The organism is Amycolatopsis sp. 505, from assembly GCF_031625235.1.
In the GTDB taxonomy this organism is placed as follows: Bacteria; Actinomycetota; Actinomycetes; order Mycobacteriales; family Pseudonocardiaceae; genus Amycolatopsis.
On sequence record NZ_JACKQP010000004.1, the window covers coordinates 295387 to 312360 of the forward strand.

At 71.2% G+C, this 16974-nt stretch carries 18 protein-coding genes; 9 read left to right on the top strand and 9 right to left on the bottom strand.

Annotated features, from left to right (window positions below; translation table 11 throughout):
- Positions 1 to 20: 20 nt before the first annotated feature.
- Entirely contained in the window at positions 21 to 743 is a 723-nt protein-coding gene (locus tag H5965_RS17305) for a hypothetical protein (RefSeq protein WP_310971027.1), read from the bottom strand.
- A 114-nt stretch (positions 744 to 857) separates the two neighbouring features.
- Between H5965_RS17305 and H5965_RS17310 the strand changes: the two genes are divergently transcribed.
- From H5965_RS17310 to H5965_RS17335, 6 genes are all read left to right on the top strand, one after another.
- Complete coding sequence (locus H5965_RS17310) at positions 858 to 1133, top strand: SAV_915 family protein (RefSeq protein WP_310971029.1); 276 nt, start codon at positions 858 to 860, stop codon at positions 1131 to 1133.
- Positions 1134 to 1239: 106 nt separating this feature from the next.
- Positions 1240 to 3036, top strand: coding sequence for an acetyl/propionyl/methylcrotonyl-CoA carboxylase subunit alpha (locus H5965_RS17315; RefSeq protein ID WP_310971030.1), 1797 nt, complete (start codon positions 1240 to 1242; stop codon positions 3034 to 3036).
- Between the two features lie 58 nt (positions 3037 to 3094).
- On the top strand, positions 3095 to 3631 hold the full coding sequence (locus H5965_RS17320) for a DUF1707 domain-containing protein (protein ID WP_310971032.1): 537 nt from the start codon (positions 3095 to 3097) through the stop codon (positions 3629 to 3631).
- Positions 3632 to 3638: 7 nt separating this feature from the next.
- Positions 3639 to 4028: a DUF1707 domain-containing protein gene (locus tag H5965_RS17325; protein WP_310971033.1), complete on the top strand. Its 390-nt coding sequence runs from the start codon at positions 3639 to 3641 to the stop codon at positions 4026 to 4028.
- Between the two features lie 78 nt (positions 4029 to 4106).
- Entirely contained in the window at positions 4107 to 5135 is a 1029-nt protein-coding gene (locus H5965_RS17330; RefSeq protein WP_310971035.1) for a hypothetical protein, read from the top strand.
- Between the two features lie 59 nt (positions 5136 to 5194).
- Positions 5195 to 5725, top strand: a complete 531-nt coding sequence (locus H5965_RS17335) for a GNAT family N-acetyltransferase (protein WP_310971036.1) — start codon at positions 5195 to 5197, stop codon at positions 5723 to 5725.
- Positions 5726 to 5732: 7 nt separating this feature from the next.
- Here the strand turns inward: H5965_RS17335 and H5965_RS17340 are convergent, their stop codons facing one another.
- Complete coding sequence (locus H5965_RS17340; RefSeq protein ID WP_310971037.1) at positions 5733 to 7466, bottom strand: glycerol-3-phosphate dehydrogenase/oxidase; 1734 nt, start codon at positions 7464 to 7466, stop codon at positions 5733 to 5735.
- 235 nt (positions 7467 to 7701) lie between these two features.
- On the opposite strand from H5965_RS17340, the gene H5965_RS17345 reads away from it, so the two are divergent.
- Both H5965_RS17345 and glpK read left to right on the top strand, forming a co-directional pair.
- Entirely contained in the window at positions 7702 to 8451 is a 750-nt protein-coding gene (locus H5965_RS17345; protein ID WP_310971038.1) for an MIP/aquaporin family protein, read from the top strand.
- A 31-nt stretch (positions 8452 to 8482) separates the two neighbouring features.
- On the top strand, positions 8483 to 9997 hold the full coding sequence (glpK, locus tag H5965_RS17350; RefSeq protein ID WP_310971039.1) for a glycerol kinase GlpK: 1515 nt from the start codon (positions 8483 to 8485) through the stop codon (positions 9995 to 9997).
- 553 nt (positions 9998 to 10550) lie between these two features.
- On the opposite strand, the gene H5965_RS17355 is transcribed toward glpK, so the two are convergent.
- The 6 genes from H5965_RS17355 to H5965_RS17380 all read right to left on the bottom strand — a co-directional run bounded on the left by H5965_RS17355 (position 10551) and on the right by H5965_RS17380 (position 15479).
- Complete coding sequence (locus tag H5965_RS17355) at positions 10551 to 11354, bottom strand: VOC family protein (protein ID WP_310971040.1); 804 nt, start codon at positions 11352 to 11354, stop codon at positions 10551 to 10553.
- A gap of 81 nt (positions 11355 to 11435) precedes the next feature.
- On the bottom strand, positions 11436 to 12083 hold the full coding sequence (locus H5965_RS17360; RefSeq protein ID WP_310971041.1) for a class F sortase: 648 nt from the start codon (positions 12081 to 12083) through the stop codon (positions 11436 to 11438).
- Positions 12084 to 12165: 82 nt separating this feature from the next.
- On the bottom strand, positions 12166 to 12771 hold the full coding sequence (locus tag H5965_RS17365) for a hypothetical protein (RefSeq protein ID WP_310971042.1): 606 nt from the start codon (positions 12769 to 12771) through the stop codon (positions 12166 to 12168).
- Positions 12772 to 12978: 207 nt separating this feature from the next.
- The gene (locus H5965_RS17370) at positions 12979 to 13497 is read right to left on the bottom strand and encodes a hypothetical protein (RefSeq protein WP_310971043.1); all 519 of its coding nucleotides are present in this window, start codon (positions 13495 to 13497) and stop codon (positions 12979 to 12981) included.
- Between the two features lie 41 nt (positions 13498 to 13538).
- Positions 13539 to 14006 carry a hypothetical protein gene (locus H5965_RS17375; RefSeq protein ID WP_310971044.1) on the bottom strand — a complete coding sequence of 156 codons (468 nt, stop codon included), beginning with the start codon at positions 14004 to 14006 and terminating at the stop codon, positions 13539 to 13541.
- Between the two features lie 72 nt (positions 14007 to 14078).
- A complete protein-coding gene (locus tag H5965_RS17380; RefSeq protein ID WP_310971045.1) occupies positions 14079 to 15479 on the bottom strand; it encodes an NAD(P)H-quinone dehydrogenase in 1401 nt (466 codons plus the stop codon).
- A gap of 127 nt (positions 15480 to 15606) precedes the next feature.
- Here H5965_RS17380 and H5965_RS17385 point away from each other — a divergent pair, with 127 nt between their 5' ends.
- Positions 15607 to 16059: a gamma-glutamylcyclotransferase gene (locus H5965_RS17385; RefSeq protein ID WP_310971046.1), complete on the top strand. Its 453-nt coding sequence runs from the start codon at positions 15607 to 15609 to the stop codon at positions 16057 to 16059.
- A 70-nt stretch (positions 16060 to 16129) separates the two neighbouring features.
- On the opposite strand, the gene H5965_RS17390 is transcribed toward H5965_RS17385, so the two are convergent.
- Entirely contained in the window at positions 16130 to 16963 is an 834-nt protein-coding gene (locus H5965_RS17390; protein ID WP_310971366.1) for a hypothetical protein, read from the bottom strand.
- Positions 16964 to 16974: the final 11 nt, after the last annotated feature.

A 16974-nucleotide genomic window follows, 5' to 3' on the forward strand; every position in this document is an offset into this window, starting at 1 on the left:
CGAGGCGGCCTTCACGCGTTTCAGGAGGGGCAGCTGCGGAGGTCGGCGCGGGTGAGGCGGATGTCCGGCCAGCCGCGCAGGTCCGACGGCGACGTCACCCGGCGCGTGCAGCCCACCGTCCGGCCCGAGAGGTCGTACACCTCGCCCAGCACCGGGGCGGCCGCGCACTTCGGCGTGCCGGAAGCGGAATCCGGGCAGTCGTGGCGGACCACGATCACGTCGGGGCTGGCGTCGGCCGTGACGTCGTAGAGCGACAGCGTCCCGGCGTCCGCGTAGAACGGCTTGCCCCAGTCGCGCCACACTCCCCCGCCGGCGACCAGCAGCTCGCCGTACGCGGCCGTGCCGTCGTCGCCCACGTCGCCGCGGACCAGGCACGCCGGCGCCGGGCCGTCGATGCAGCGCAGCGAGTTCTGGTCCAGCCGGACACCCAGCTGGGCGATCGACAGCTCGAACACCGTGCCCGGCTCGGGCCCGACGCGCAGGCGGGCCGAACCGCCCGCGGAGTCGGTCAGCAGCACCACCGGCGTGCCCCCGACGGTCACCGCCGCGAGCTGACGGCACGGGCCACCGCCGCAGGTCACCGCGGGTGTCACCGGGCCGGCGGCGGGCTCGGCCAGTCCGGGGGCCGCCTCGGGCCGCGGCCGCAACAGGAACACCGCGCCGATCGCGCCGACCGTGACCACCGCGGCCAGCACCGCGGTCAGCAGCGCCGACCGGGGCGTCCGCGCTGCCGTAGTCCGCATAAGGCAGAGGGTAAGCCGCTTCACGTGGGCGTGTCGGCAACGCCCCGTCGCGGTGTGGCCGGTTCAACCTGACGGGGTCGCACGTAGCGGAGGGTGTCCGTCTATGTTGTCCGGGTGACGAACCCGAACCTGCCGCCCGCCCTGTACCTCCCGACCGGCCCGGTCGACCCCGAGGCCGAAGGCGCGTCCATCGAGCTGCGCCGCACACCGGACGGCCGCACCGCGCTGGTCGCCTTCACCGCGCTGGACCGGCTGATCGACTGCTGCGGCGAGCACCAGCCGTGGGTGCTGGTGAACACCGAGCACCTGCCGAAGGTGCACTCCGCGAACCCGTACGACGTGATCGTGCTCGACTCGCCGCTGCCCGAGGAGCTGCGCCACCACGTCTGAGCGTGGTCCACCTCTCACTCAGGAGACTCCGGACGTCAGATCCGTAGACTTCCCTGATGCCGCGTGGGCGGTCAGCAATGCAGCTGTCGGACGCAGGAGGTGCGGGGTGGCCGAGCAGGTCGGCGAAACCACGGGTGGTCCGGTGACCAAGATCCTGGTCGCCAACCGTGGCGAAATCGCGGTACGCGTCATCAGAGCCGCGAAGGACGCTGGGCTGGCCAGTGTCGCGGTGTACGCCGACCCGGATCGCGACGCACCGCACGTGCGCCTGGCCGACGAAGCCTTCGCGCTCGGCGGCACGACGGCCGCCGAGAGCTACCTGAACTTCGACAAGCTCCTGGACGCCGCCAAGCGGTCGGGCGCCGACTCGGTGCACCCCGGCTACGGCTTCCTGTCGGAGAACGCGGACTTCGCGCAGGCTGTCCTGGACGCCGGGCTGACCTGGATCGGGCCGAGCCCGCAGGCGATCCGCGACCTCGGCGACAAGGTCACCGCCCGCCACATCGCCACGCGCGCGGGCGCCCCGCTGGTGCCGGGCACGAAGGAGCCGGTCAAGGACGCCGCCGAGATCGTCGCGTTCGCCGACGAGCACGGCCTGCCGGTGGCCATCAAGGCCGCGTTCGGCGGTGGCGGCCGCGGCCTGAAGGTCGCACGCACCCGCGAAGAGATCCCTGAGCTGTTCGAGTCGGCCACCCGCGAGGCGGTCGCCGCGTTCGGCCGCGGCGAGTGCTTCGTCGAGCGGTACCTGGACAAGCCGCGCCACGTCGAGGCGCAGGTGCTGGCCGACATGCACGGCAACGCGATCGTCGTCGGCACCCGCGACTGCTCGCTGCAGCGCCGGCACCAGAAGCTCGTCGAGGAGGCGCCCGCGCCGTTCCTGAGCGACGAGCAGCGCAAGCGCATCCACGAATCCGCGAAGGCGATCTGCAAGGAAGCCGGCTACTACGGCGCCGGCACGGTCGAGTACCTCGTCGCGACCGACGGCACGATCTCCTTCCTCGAGGTCAACACCCGGCTGCAGGTCGAGCACCCGGTGTCGGAGGAGACGACCGGGCTGGACCTGGTCCGCGAGATGTTCCGCATCGCGCGCGGCGAGCAGCTGCGGATCACCTCCGATCCCGAACCCCGCGGGCACTCGATCGAGTTCCGCATCAACGGCGAGGACGCCGGCCGCGGCTTCCTGCCCGCCCCGGGCACGGTGACGAAGTTCGTCGCGCCGAGCGGGCCGGGCGTGCGCGTCGACTCGGGTGTCGAATCCGGCAGCGTCATCGGCGGGCAGTTCGACTCGATGCTGGCCAAGCTGATCGTCACCGGGTCGGACCGGAACAACGCCCTCGAACGCAGCCGCCGGGCACTCGACGAGATGGTCGTCGAAGGCATGGCGACGGTGCTGCCGTTCGACCGCGTGATCGTGAACGACCCGGCGTTCATCGGCGACGAGAACGGCTTCAGCGTGCACACGCGCTGGATCGAGACGGAGTTCGACAACCGGATCGAGCCGTTCGTGGCCCCGGACGTCGAGGCCGCCGAAGAGGAACCGCGGCAGAACGTCGTCGTCGAGGTCGGCGGGCGCCGGCTCGAGGTGTCGCTGCCGGGCGGGTTCGCGTTCGAAGGCGGCGGCGGGGGCGGCGGGACGGCCGTCAAGGCGAAGCCGCGAAAGCGGGCCGGCGGCACCAAGGCGGCGGTGAGCGGTGACGCCGTCACGGCGCCGATGCAGGGCACGATCGTCAAGGTGGCCGTCGAAGAGGGCCAGACGGTCGAAGCCGGTGAGCTGATCGTCGTCCTCGAGGCGATGAAGATGGAGAATCCGGTCACCGCCCACAAAGCGGGCACGGTCACCGGGCTCTCGGTGGAGGTCGGCGCCGCCGTGACGCAAGGCACACAGCTGCTCGAGCTCAAGTAGCACGGTTCGTTACAGATGTCGTGGTGGGCCGCCCCCGGGGCGGCCTACCATCGACTACGTGACCGAAGTCCCGTCTCCGCAGCTGCGGATCAGCGACCAGAACCGTGAGTCCGCGCTGTCCGCCCTCGGCGAGCACATGAGCGCGGGGCGGATCGACATCGACGAGTACGGCGAGCGCTCGGCCCGGATCACCGCGGCCAAGACGCGCGGCGAGCTCGCCGAGATCTTCGCGGACCTCCCCGCCCCGCACCCGCGGTACGAGGACGTCCCGCAGGCGGTCGCGGCCCCCGAGCCCGCCGCCGCGCCACCCGAGCCGGCGCGCCCGCGGACCCCGGACAACTGGTCGCCGCCGCAGCGGTTCCTCGCCGCGATCGTGCCGCTGGCCTTCATCGCCGCGATCGCGCTGATCGCCACCGGCACGCTGGCCTGGCCGATCATCTTCGTCCCGATCGGGCTGACGGTGTTCGGCAAGTCGATGTGGGGCCACGACTGGAACCACGACCAGCACCACCGCGACCGCCGCGAGCGGCACCTGCGCGACCGCGAGCGCCGCCGCGAGCTGCGCGACTCCTACCGCCGCGAACTGGGCCGCTGATCCGGCCGTGGGCGACATGCGGTTGAGCGACGAGGAACGCCAGGACGCCCTGGACGTCCTGGAGGAACACGTCCGCACCGGCCGGCTCGACATCGACGAGTACGGCGCCCGGTCCGCGAAGGTCACCGCGGCGAAGCGCGTCAGCGAGCTCGTGCCCCTCTTCGACGACCTGCCCTCGCCCCGGCCGAGCGCGTTGCTGACCGGGGTGTCCGCGCCCATGGTGGCGCCTGCCGGGGACACCGCCCTGGTCCGGTTCCTGACGGCGGGCGCGGTGCCGATCGCGATCGTCCTGGCGATCGCGGTGCTGATCCTCTCCCGCGGCCGGCTGCTGATCATTTCGGTGGCGCTGCCACTGGTGGTGGCCATGATCGCCGGGGCACGCCGCCGCCGTTCCTGATTGCTCCCTTCGCCGGGCAACCTGCTCCCGCGCTCCGGCGTGGTGATCACACGCAGGTCGGGGGAAAGGGAGGAATCCATGGGCAGGATGTGGGCGCGATCGGGGGTGCTCGCCACCGTGGCGATCGCCGTCGCGGGGCTGGCCGCGGGGCCGGCGCAGGCCGAGGGCGGGCGGCCGAGCTGGCAGCCGGCGGTGCTGCCGTTGCCGGCCGGGGCCGACCCCGCGGGGCACGGCTACCTGAAGGCTTCGAACGGCCGCGGCGAGTACACGGGGTCGTTCGTCGTCGACGGCAAGCTGCAGGTCGTGAGCTGGCGCGGCGGCAAGCCGGTGCTGCGCGGCGTCCCGGACGGCTTCGAGTGGGCCATGGTCGAGGACGAGAACGGCGCCGGCACCGTCGTCGGCACGGCGACCGACTACGACGCGAGCGCCGTCCGGCCGTTCGTGCTGGACGCGAGCGGGTTCCACCTCCGCGAGACGCCGGCGGGCTACCAGGAGGCCCAGACCACGGCCGTCAACGCCCGCGGAGACGTGCTGGGGCAGGTCTTCCACGAGGACCCGGCGCGGGACGGCGCGATCGTGTGGCCGGCGGACGGCCGCGCACCGGTGATCATCCCGGCGACACACCAGTACGAGCTCCCGCTGGACATCGACGACGACGGGACCGTGCTGTTCTCCTCCTTCGAGTGGGGTCTGTTGTGGAAGGACGGCGGCTACCGGGCGCTCACCGCACCGGGCTTCCAGTACACGAGCGGCTCGGCGATCCGCCACGGCGTCGTCGTCGGCTCGGCCTCGGACGGCACGGTCGCGGGCTCCCGGGCCATGCGCTGGAACTCCGCCGGGGTGCCGGCCGTCCTGCCCGGCGGCGACGCCGCGTATGCGCTGAACCGCGCGGGGCTGACCTACGGGACGACCCCGGTACCGGGCTCGTTCCGCGGCAAGCCGAGCACGTGGTTCGGCACCACCCCGACCGGTGAGCTGCGGCAGCCGGGCGGTTATCCGAACTTCCAGGCGAACGGGGTGACCGACGACGGAACGTTCGCCGGTGTCGCGTCGAACGGGCCGCTCGACGAGGGCGGAGTGCCGGTGATCTGGCGCTTCACCCGCTGAGCCGTCCTTGATCGCCGGGCCGGGAGCGGCTCGCTCCCGGCCTGGCTAGGCTGGGCGGAGTGGAACCGGTGGAGATCAACGCGGGCACGTACTACCTGCGCCAATTGCGCGCCGACCGCCACCTCGACGACCGCCCGTTGCTGATGGAGGCGTTCGCCGATCCGACGCACCGCAAGTACGTCCTGAACTACCGGCTGCGCACCCTGGACGAGGCCACGGAGTACGTGGCCCTGCGGGCGGCCCAGTGGGCGGGCGACGAGCGTTGTTCCTGGGCGATCGCCGAGCCGACCTCGGGCCGGCTGCTGGGCGAGGTCGGGCTGCGCGAGCTGAACCTGGACGCGTCGTACGCCGAGGCGACGATCTGGGTCCACCCGGCCGAGCGCGGCAAGGGGATCGCGACGACGGCGTTGAACGCGGCGCTGCGGTTCGGCTTCGGCGGCCTCGGGCTGACCGAGGTCAGCTACCGGTACGAGGAGAGCAACGCGGCCTCGGCGATCGTCGCCGAGCGCTGCGGGTTCACCTTGGTGGGCCCGGAGGCCGAGCGGGCGCCGACCGGTGAGCGGCTGATCCGCTGGCACCGGACGTCGTGACCCCCGCTCAGCTCACCGGCTCCACGATGCCCGCCCGGGCCTCCGGCGCCGCCGACCGCAGCGCGTCCGCCGCTTCGTCGTTCGGCTGCGACTGGGACTTGCGCTCCGCCTCCACCCGGGCCCGGTAGACCTCGATCTCGTGCTTCACCGTTTCGGGCGACCAGCCGAGCACCTCGCCCACGAGTGTGGCCACCTGCTCGGCGCAGTCCACGCCGCGGTGCGCGTACTCGATCGAGATGCGCGTCCGGCGGGCGAGGACGTCCTCCAGGTGCAGCGCCCCTTCGTGCGAAGCCGCGTACACCACTTCGACGCCCAGGTAGTCCGGGGCGTGCTCGATCGGCTTCAGCAGCTCCGGGCGGCCCTCCGCCGAGGCCAGGACCTCGTGGACGAGTGAGCCGTAGCGGTCCAGCAGGTGCCTCACCCGGTAGGGGTGCAAGCCGTGCTCCGCGGCCAGGTGGTCGGCCTGGTTGACCAGCGCGTGGTAGCCGTCCGCGCCCAGGAGGGGGACCTTGTCCGTGATCGATGGCTGGGAGCGGCCCGGCAGGTCCACCGCCGCCGCGTCGACGGCGTCCGCCGCCATCACCCGGTAGGTCGTGTACTTGCCGCCCGCGATCGCCACCAAGCCCGGGGCCACGCGGGCCACCGCGTGCTCGCGCGACAGCTTCGACGTCTCTTCGCTCTCCCCCGCCAGCAGCGGGCGAAGGCCGGCGTACACGCCTTCGATGTCGTCGTGCGTCAGCGGGGTCGCGAGGACCGTGTTGACGTGCTCGAGGATGTAGTCGATGTCGTGCTTCGTCGCCGCCGGGTGGGCGAGGTCGAGGTTCCAGTCCGTGTCCGTCGTGCCGACGATCCAGTGGTTGCGCCACGGGATGACGAACAGGACCGACTTCTCGGTGCGCAGGATCATCCCCGACTCCGAGACGATCCGGTCGCGCGCGACGACGATGTGCACGCCCTTGCTCGCGCGCACCCGGAACCGGCCGCGGCCGCCCGAGAGGCGCTGCAGCTCGTCGGTCCAGACGCCGGTGCAGTTGATCACCGCGGCGGCCGAGATCTCCGTTTCGCGCCCGTCCTCGACGTCGCGCACGCGCACGCCGGACACCCGGTCGGCTTCGCGCAGGAACCCGACGACCTGGGTCGACGTCCGCACGACCGCGCCGTAGTGCGCCGCCGTCCGCGCCACCGTCATCGTGTGGCGGGCGTCGTCGGACTGCGCGTCGTAGTAGCGGATCCCGCCGATCAGCGCCGAGCGCTTGAGCGCCGGCACCATCCGCAGCGCGCCGGCGCGGGTCAGGTGCTTCTGCCCCGGGACGCTGCGGGCGCCGCCCATCGTGTCGTACATCAGCAGGCCGGCCGCGGTGTACGGGCGCTCCCAGACGCGGTGCGTCAGCGGGTAGAGGAAGCTGACCGGCTTCACCAGGTGGGGCGCGATCGTCGTCAGCATCAGCTCGCGCTCGCGCAGCGCCTCCCGGACCAGGCCGAATTCGAGCTGTTCCAGGTACCGCAGGCCGCCGTGGAAGAGCTTGCTCGACCGGCTCGACGTCCCGGACGCGAGGTCGCGGGCCTCGACGAGCGCGACCCGCAGCCCGCGCGTCGCGGCGTCCAGCGCCGTGCCCGCCCCGACCACGCCGCCGCCGATGACGACGAGGTCGAACGTCTCCTTGCCGAGCCGCTGCCACGTCTCTTCCCGCTTGACCGGGCCCAGTCGAGCCGGGTTCGTCTCCGCTGCGTGCTGCGCCACGTGACATTCCTCCTCGTGCCGGCGAGGCTTCCAGCATCGCACGACCCGGTGATCATCCGCCCGTCCACGGATGACACTTGTGGCGTAACCCTCCGCGATCTTGAAAAGATTCGGCTGCCCGGTGCTTGGAAGTAGCTTCTACGCCCCGGTAACGTCGCGCGGACGTGGGTCGGCAACGGGGCCGTGGCACGCCGTGATCGACCCTGCGCAGAGTGTCCAGTGTGGAGGTGCAGCGGTGAGTGCTGGAGCAATAATCGTCTGGGAACTACTGGGAACGGCCGCGCTGATCCTGCTCGGCAACGGCGTCGTCGCGAACCACGTGCTCCGTAAGAACAACGGTCACAACGCGGGCTTCCTGTTCATCAACTTCGGCTGGGCGTTCGCCGTCTTCACCGGCGCCAGCATCGCCGCCCCGAGCGGGGCCCACCTCAACCCGGCCGTGACCCTCGGCCTCGCCATCGCCGACAAGACGAAGTGGGCGGACGTCCCGCTGTACTTCATCGGCCAGTTCGCCGGCGCCATCCTCGGTGCCGTCCTCTGCTGGGCCGCCTACAAGCTGCAGTTCGACGACCACCCCGAGCCCGAGAACACCCTCGGCATCTTCTCCACCGCACCGCAGATCCCCAACACCGCCTGGAACCTCGTCACCGAGATCATCGGCACCTTCGTGCTGGTCGCCTGGATCCTGCTCAGCCCGGTCTACGCGGCCGGCGACGGCGGCACCCCGAACTTCGGCAACTCCGCACTGGGCTACGCGGGCGTCTCGTTCGTGGTGCTCGTGATCGGTACCTCCCTCGGCGGGCCGACGGGCTACGCCATCAACCCGGCCCGCGACCTGGGCCCGCGGATCGCGTACGCGTTCCTGCTGCCGATCAAGAACAAGGCCAACGCGAACTGGGGCTACTCGTGGATCCCGGTCGTCGGCCCGCTCGTCGGCGGCGCCCTGGCCGCTCTGCTGTACCTCGCCGTCCACAACCTGACCTGATCGCCCGTTCGACGGAAATCCGGGAGCACACATGACTTCGTACGTAGCCGCGATCGACCAGGGCACCACGTCCACCCGGTGCATGATCTTCAACCACGAGGGCCGCGTCGTCTCGGTCGACCAGCGCGAGCACGAGCAGATCTTCCCGCGCGCCGGCTGGGTCGAGCACAACGCGGAAGAGATCTGGGAGAACACGCGCCGGGTCGCGGCGGGGGCGCTGGCCAAGGCCGACCTCACGGCCAAGGACATCGCCGCCGTCGGCATCACCAACCAGCGCGAGACCGCCCTCGTCTGGGACAAGACCACCGGCAAGCCGGTGTACAACGCGATCGTCTGGCAGGACACCCGCACCGACAAGATCGTCACCGAGCTCGGCAACCTCGGCGGCGGCCAGGAGCGCTACCGCGACAAGGTCGGCCTCCCGCTCGCGACGTACTTTTCCGGGCCCAAGGTCAAGTGGATCCTGGACAACGTCGAGGGCGCGCGCGAGAAGGCCGAGGCCGGCGACCTGATCTTCGGCAACATGGACACCTGGGTGCTGTGGAACATGACCGGTGGCGCGGACGGCGGCGTGCACGTCACCGACCCGACCAACGCGTCGCGCACCATGCTGATGGATCTCGACACCCTGCAGTGGGACGCCGAGATCGCCGGTGAGATGGGCATCCCCCTTTCGATGCTGCCGGAGATCCGTTCCTCGTCCGAGGAGTACGGCAAGGTCCGCGAGAAGGGCGCGCTGGCGGGCGTCCCGATCGCGGGCATCCTGGGCGACCAGCAGGCCGCGACGTTCGGCCAGGCCTGCCTCTCACCCGGCGAGGCCAAGAACACCTACGGCACCGGCAACTTCATGCTGCTCAACACCGGCACCGAGAAGGTGATGTCGCAGAACGGGCTGCTCACCACGATCTGCTACAAGATCGGCTCGAACGACACGGTCTACGCGCTGGAAGGCTCCATCGCCGTCACCGGTTCGCTGGTGCAGTGGCTGCGCGACAACCTCGGCATGATCACGACGGCGGCCGAGATCGAGGAGCACGCGCGCAGCGTCGAGGACAACGGCGGCGCGTACTTCGTCCCGGCGTTCTCGGGCCTGTTCGCTCCTTACTGGCGATCCGACGCCCGCGGCGCGATCGTCGGCCTCACCCGGTTCGTCAACAAGGGCCACCTCGCCCGCGCGGTGCTGGAGGCGACGGCGTTCCAGACGCGCGAGGTGCTCGAGGCGATGAACGCCGACTCGGGTGTTTCGCTCACCTCCCTCAAAGTGGACGGCGGAATGGTCGTCAACGAGCTGCTCATGCAGTTCCAGGCCGACATCCTCGGCGTGCCGGTGATCCGCCCGGTGGTCAACGAGACCACCGCGCTGGGTGCCGCGTACGCCGCCGGCCTCGCCGTCGGGTTCTGGAAGTCCGAGGACGACATCCGCACCAACTGGGCCCAGGACAAGCAGTGGGAGCCGTCGATGGACGACGCCCGCCGCGAGCGCGAGTACCGCAACTGGAAGAAGGCGGTGACCAAGACCTTCGACTGGGTCGCCGACGAGGACTGACCGGCCGGGGCCGGGGGTGCCACGTCGTGGCGCTCCCGGCCTGGCTGTTCAGGCCTCCGCGCGCCGAGGTCCCGCCGCGCTCCCGGCTCGCCCGGCCGCACCCCCACGCCAAAGGCGCCATCCGGGCCCTCCCGGTCTGGCCGGTCGCATCGCCCACGGCCGAAGGTGCCGCCTCACAGCGTTCTCAGTCCGCCCGACGACCCCTCCCAACGCCGAGCGCGCCGACGGCACTCCCAGCCCGCCCGACGACCCCTCCCAACGCCGAGCGCGCCGACGGCACTCCCAGCCCGCCCGACGACCCCTCCCAACGCCGAGGCCGCCGACGGCGCTCCCGGCCTGGCCGGTCACACCTCCCACAGCCGGAGGCGCCGCGCCTTGGCGCTCCCAGGCCGCCCGACACCGGCCGAGGTCGCCGCCTCCCGCTGCTCCCGGCTCACCCGATCACGCCTCCCGCGGCCAACCACGGCCCCCGGCCAAAAGCACCGCCCGGTTCACACCTCCCAGCCCTCCGGCCCGCCCGGGTCACACCTCCCAGCCCTCCGGCCCGCCCGGGTCACACCTCCCAGCCCTCCGGCTCACCGGATTGCGCGTTCGGGGCGATGATCACGAACGGCACTCCCTGATCGTCCGCCACCCGCACCTGCCGCCCGTACGGTGAGTCGAACGGCTTGCCCTCGACCGTGCCGCCCAGGTCGGTCACCTTGGCCGCGCTCTGGTCGGCGTCCGCCACCCAGAAGTACGCCGACCAGTACGACGGCACCTCGGGTGGTACCGATGCCGGCACCGTGCCGAGCCCGCCGATCGGGCGCCCGTCGATCAGCACCACCGCGTACGTGAATCGGTCGCTCGAGATGTCCTGGAAGCCGTAGCCGAAAATCTCCTCGTAGAACGGCTTCGCCGCCGCGAAGTCGCGGCTCATGCATTCGTTCCAGGCCAAGGTGCCCGGGGCCGCCGTGACCTGCGTGCCGATGTGGTTGCCGGCCTCCCAGAGCCCGAAGACGGCACCCGCCGGGTCGGCCGCGATCGCCATCCGGCCCTCCTTCAGCACTTCCGTCACCGGCACCACGATCTGCCCGCCCGCCTCGGTGATGGCCGTGGCCGTGCGGTCCACATCGGACACCGCGAGGTAGGTCGTCCAGAACGGGGGGATGTCCTGGCCCGGTGGGGTCCGGCCGAGGCCGGCGACCGGGCGCCCCCGCAGCTGCGCCATGCCGTAGAAGCCGGTCTCCTCACCGCCCCGCTGCACGTCCCAGCCGAACAGGCCGCCGTAGAAGGCGATCGCCTTCTCCTGATCGGGCACCATCAGGTCCACCCAGCCGGGCGTACCGTCCGGCCAGCTTTCGTCCCGGAACACCATGCCGACTCCCAACCCCTCGTCCGTGCCGCCGCTGGTGACGACCGGCACAGTCTTGCACCGGGCACCGACAAAAACCGAAAATCAGGCCTGGACCAGGCGGGCGTACACGACGATGTTGTCGACGTAGTTGTGCGCGCTCCGGTCGAAGACGCCGCCGCAGGTGATCAGCCGCAGCTCGGGACCGGCCGTGTCGTCGTAGACGCCTTCGGCCTCGAAGTCCTTCTTCGGCACCTGGTGCACCTTCGTCACCTCGAAGACCGCCGTGGTGCCGTCCTTGCGGGCGATCGAGACGCGGTCCCCGGCGGCCAGCTCCTTGAGCCGGAAGAAGATCCCCTTCTGGTGATTGCCGTCGACGTGCCCGAGGACGACGGCCGGGCCGACCTCGCCCGGCGTCGGCGCGTAGGTGTACCAACCGGCCTGCAGCGGCGTGGTCACCGGCGGCACCTCGACGGTGTTGTCCGGGTTGAGTCCCAGCGGGACCAGCGACGAGTGCGCGCCGATCTTCGGGATGTCGATGGAGACGGGTTCGGACTTGGGCAACGCCGCGACGGCCTCCGGGCTGTCCGCCTGCGGCTCCGGCGCGACCGCGACCGGCTGGGCCGCCGGCGGCTCGGCGGTACCCGGGCCGGGGCCGCCGCCGAGCGTCAGCGCCAGCACCACCAGCGTGGCCAGCACCGCGGCGACGACGGCGATCAGGACACCCCGTCTGTTCGTGATCCTCCTGGTCATGTCTCCCCCTGACTGGCGCCTGCAAGTTCACACGTCCGGGTGGTCCATTCGGTTGCGTCCCGACGGTACCTCCGCGGCCGGATCAGCGGCGGCGCGCCCGCCGGGCCAGCACGAGCCCGGTTCCGCCGAGGGCCAGCACCCCCATGGCGGCCGCGGCCGGGAAACCGGAGCCGTCGACCGGGCCGTCGGTGCCCCCGGTCTGCGGCGCGCCGGACGGCACCTTGGCGACCTGCCTGGCCGCCGGGAGCACCTCGAAGACCGTGCTGGAGTCCTCGTGGGCGCAGTACATCGTCACGGTGTACTTGCCGGGCTTGACGTCCTTCACCACGGCGGTCGCCCAGGCACCGCTCTTGTCGAAGGCCAGCGCCGCCGACTGGACGGAGACCTTCTCGTCGGGCCCGTGCGTGCGGCAGACGAAGTCGAGCTTCACGCGCGTGCCCGGTACCGCCTTGCCGGGCACCACCGTCAACGAGCGGTTGATCCGGGCGATCGGGCCGTCCGGGAAGTCGGTGCCCGGGTCCGTCGTGCGCGGCACCGTCGGCATGCCGGTCGGGGACGGCGGCGCGGTCCGGATCGTGCTCGTCGACGGGGTCGCCGGTCCCCCGGTCGGCGTCGTGGCGAGCGCCGCGCCGGGCGCGAGAACCAGGAAAGCCGCGGCAACGCCCGCGACGACAACGGTGTTCTTCATTCTTTCTCCCCTGTCGATTCCGGATCGGAAAACAACGGGCGACGGCCACCGTTCGCAGTTCCCCCTGCTTCGGCCCCAGCCCCCACCTTCGCTTATCAAGACGTCTCCACCTGCGGTTGGTTGCGTCCGGAGGTCACGAATGCGTCGCGAAAACGCGCAGGAAAAAAGCCGCCCTCGGGCGGCTTCCGGTTCGGGGAAATCAGCGGATCAACGTCGCCATAATCGTCGCGCCAGCACGAGACCGCCACCGCCGACGGCCAGCACGCCCATCGCGCCGGCGGCGGCGAGCGGTCCGTGGCCGGCCGAACCACCACCGGTCTGCGGTGCGCCCGACGGCACCTTCGCCACCTGACGACGTTCACCCAGAACGGTGAACTTCGTGGTCAGTTCCGCGCCGCCGCAGGAGAACGACACCCGGTAGACGCCCGGTTTCGCGGCCTGCACCACCGCCGCCGCGGCCGCGGCGGGCGCCTTGGCCGGGTCGTTCTGCGGGCCGACGCGCCGCAGCGCGCCGACCTTGAGGACCGGGGACGCCAGGTCGCGCGTGCTCGCGGCTTCGCAGCCGAGCCGGATCTGCACCTTCGCGCCCGGGCGGGCCGCGGTCGGCATGACGCGGAGGTAGGCCTTCGGGTTTCCCGCGTGCTCGGCCGGCGTCGCGGCGAAGGCCGCCGGGGCCGAGAGCAACAAGCCACTCGAAACGGCGGCGACGGCCAGGAACCTTTTCATTTCCAACCCCTCTTCCCTCCCCGGAGAGTTCTGGGGGGAAATCAGCCCGCCATGCTGCCGTCGCCGGCCTTCGCGGCGCCGGACGGCACCTTCGCGACCTGGGCGGCGGGCACCGAGAACTGCGTGGTGTAGGTCTGGCCGCCGCAGGTCACGCTCAGCGGGTACGTCCCCGCCGCGGTGCCGGGCTTGAGCTCGACGTCGGCGCTGATGTTCGCGTCGGCGCCCATGAACGGGCCGGGGGTGTAGTTGCTGAACGTCAGCACCGGCGAGGCGAAGGCCGGCGAAGGGCCATCGCACTTCGCCAGCGCGACGTTCGGCGCGTCGCGGACGTACTTGTCCACCAGCGTCTGGTTGATCGCGGTGTTCACGTTGAGCTGAACGCTGCCCGTCTTCGCGTTCGGCGCGGGGCTCGTGCTCGGGGCCGGACCAGTGCTCTGCGCCATCGCCGGTCCCGTCAGCGCCGTCGCCCCGATCACCGCTGCCGCAACGAAAACCACCGTCTTGCGCACGTTCGCACCCTTCGCGTCCTTCAGCCTTACAACCGACAAGACGCGGCGGGTGCGCCCGGGTTGCGTGCCGGATCAGTCGAGATCGTCGTGGCGCATGAGCTGGCGGCCGGCCTCGGTGATCGAGCCCGACAGCGACGGGTACACCGAAAATGTCAGTGCCAGGTGGTCCACTGTGAGCTGGTTCTGGACGGCGAGCGCGATGGGAAGGATGAGCTCGCTCGCCTGCGGCGCCACGACGACACCACCGACGACCACGCCGGTGGCGGGGCGGCAGAACAGCTTCACGAAGCCTCGGCGGAGGCCCTCCATCTTCGCGCGCGCGTTGGTGGCCAGGGGCAGCATGATGGTGCGCGCGGGCACCTCGCCGGAGTCGATCGCCTGCTGGCTGATGCCGACGGTGGCGATCTCCGGGTGGGTGAACACGTTGGCGGCGACGGTCTTGAGCTTGATCGGCGCGACGCCTTCGCCCAGCGCGTGCCACATCGCGATGCGGCCCTGCATACTCGCCACCGAGGCCAGCATGAGCACGCCGGTGCAGTCGCCGGCGGCGTAGATCCCGGGAACGGAGGTGCGCGAAACGCGGTCGACGGTGATGAACCCGCCGGGGCCGGGCTCGATGCCGACCTTGTCCAGGCCGATGTCCCTGGTGTTGGGCACCGACCCGACGGTCATCAGCGCGTGGCTGGCCTCGATCACGCGGCCGTCGGCGAGGTGGATCTCGACGCCCTTTTCGGTGCGCTCGACGCGGTCGGCGCGCGCCTGCTTGGCGACGGTCGTGCCGCGCTGGGAGAAGACCTCTTCGAGCACGGCGGCGGCGTCGGCGTCCTCGTGCGGGAGGACGCGGTCCCGGCTGGAGACGACGGTGACCTTGACGCCCATCTCGGTGTAGGCGGACGCGAACTCGGCGCCGGTGACGCCCGAGCCGATCACGGCGAGGTGCTCCGGCAGCTCCTGGAGCTCGTAGAGCTGGCGCCAGTCGAGGATGCGCTCGCCGTCGGGCACCGCGCCGGGGAGGACGCGCGGGGTGGCGCCGGTGGCGATGAGGACGACGTCGGCGGGCAGCTTCTCGGTGCCGTCCTTGGTCGTGACGGCGACCTTGTGCGTCGCCAGGCCGGGCTCTTCGTCGCAGAAGCGGGCCTCGCCGGCGATGACGCGGACGCCTTCGCGCTGGACGCGGGCGCGGATGTCGGCGGACTGGGCGAGCGCGAGGCCCTTCACCCGGCCGTGGACGGTCGGGAGGTCGATGCTGGTGTCGGCCAGGTCGGTGTTGATGCCGAGCTCGCTGAGGTCGTGCATCTTCGCCAGCGCGCCGGAGCTCGCGATGAACGTCTTCGAGGGGACGCAGTCGTAGAGGACGCAGGCGCCACCGAGGCCGTCCCGCTCGACGATCGTGACGTCGGCTCCGTGCTGGGCCGCGACCAGCGCGGCTTCGTAGCCGGCCGGGCCCCCGCCCATGATCACGATCCTGGTCACCTGGGTCCTCCTCGGAGTGAGCGTGCGGTGGCTCTCACCGTACGCGGCGAAGGTGACCGGACACTGAAGTGGGCGAACACGGCGAGTGCGTCCACTCGGGTGAGGGAGGTGTCGCTACGCTGTCGGCGTGCCGTTGTATGCCGCGTACGGATCGAACATGGAGCCCGCCCAGATGCTGGAGCGCGCGCCGCACTCGCCGATGGCCGGCACCGGCTGGCTGGAGGGCTGGCGCCTGACCTTCGGCGGCGAGGACCTGGGGTGGGAAGGTGCCCTGGCCACGATCGTCGAGGACCCGGGCTCCCGGGTGTTCGTCGTCCTCTACGACGTGACCTCGCTGGACGAGGACGGCCTGGACCGCTGGGAAGGCGGCGAGCTGGGGATCCACTCGAAGATCCGCCTCCGCGTCCAGACGATGGACGGCTCGGTCCTGGCCTGGCTGTACGTCCTGGACGCCTACGAAGGCGGCCTCCCCTCAGCGCGTTACCTGGGCGTCCTGGCCGACGCCGCCGAGGCGGCCGGCGCCCCCGCCGACTACGTCGACGACCTCCGAACCCGCCCCTGCTCCGGCATAACCGGCTAACCCGTGTCGTCCGTCCAGGTACGCGTGTCGTCCACCTGAGTACGCGTGTCGTCCAGCCAGGTACGTCCACCTAGGCGGAGCGCAGCCGGAATGCCTCATCGAGCTCTTTCAGGAGCCGAGTCGAGTCCCGGAGGTCCGCCGCAATTGCGCGGATGGTGAGCCAGCCGCGCCCCGCTATCCGGGCGTCTCGCTCTGCGTCGTAGACCTTTCGATCCTCGTGGGCGGCGTACCCGTCGTACTCGAGTGCAATTCGCCGAGATGGCCACGCCATGTCAAGCCGGTAGAGAAGTCGACCGTCGACAGCCGTGAGCTCGTACTGCGGCTCCGGCACCGGAAACCCCGCCTCGACCACCAACAGCCGCAGCCAGCTCTCCGGGGGCGACTCGGCCTTGCCGGTGGCGAGCTCCAGGAGCGTCCGCGCCCTGTGGATACCTCGGCGATCCCGGCGGTCGTCGAGGCGGTCTCGAATGTTCTCGCGGAGCTTCCGATCATGGTTCGACGGCAACTCCCGGAGGCATTCGTCCAAGGCGGCGAACGCCGTTCGCCGGTCACCGTCGCAGAGGAATTCCGCCAGTGCGAGATCGATCGGAAACGTAGCGAGCCCGTCGACTTCGATGACGTCCGTCGGCCGGTGGTAGCCCTGATGAACGACGAGGCCGGGCTTTGACTTGATCCTGCGTTCGTAGGGCACCGTGATGTGGATGTCCGCACACTCCGCGGCCGAAACCCCATGCAGGGCAAGGGATGTCGGTCCGGACAACACGGCAGGTCGCCCCACCGCCAGCAGGGCGCCCTCAGCCCTCGTCCTCAATTTCAACGCGTCGCTGGAGCGCATGACGACGCCTCGCCACGGTTGCGCCAGCAAGCCGCTTGCCAACGCCTCGCGTACTGCGCGCTGCCCCATGATCTGCACGG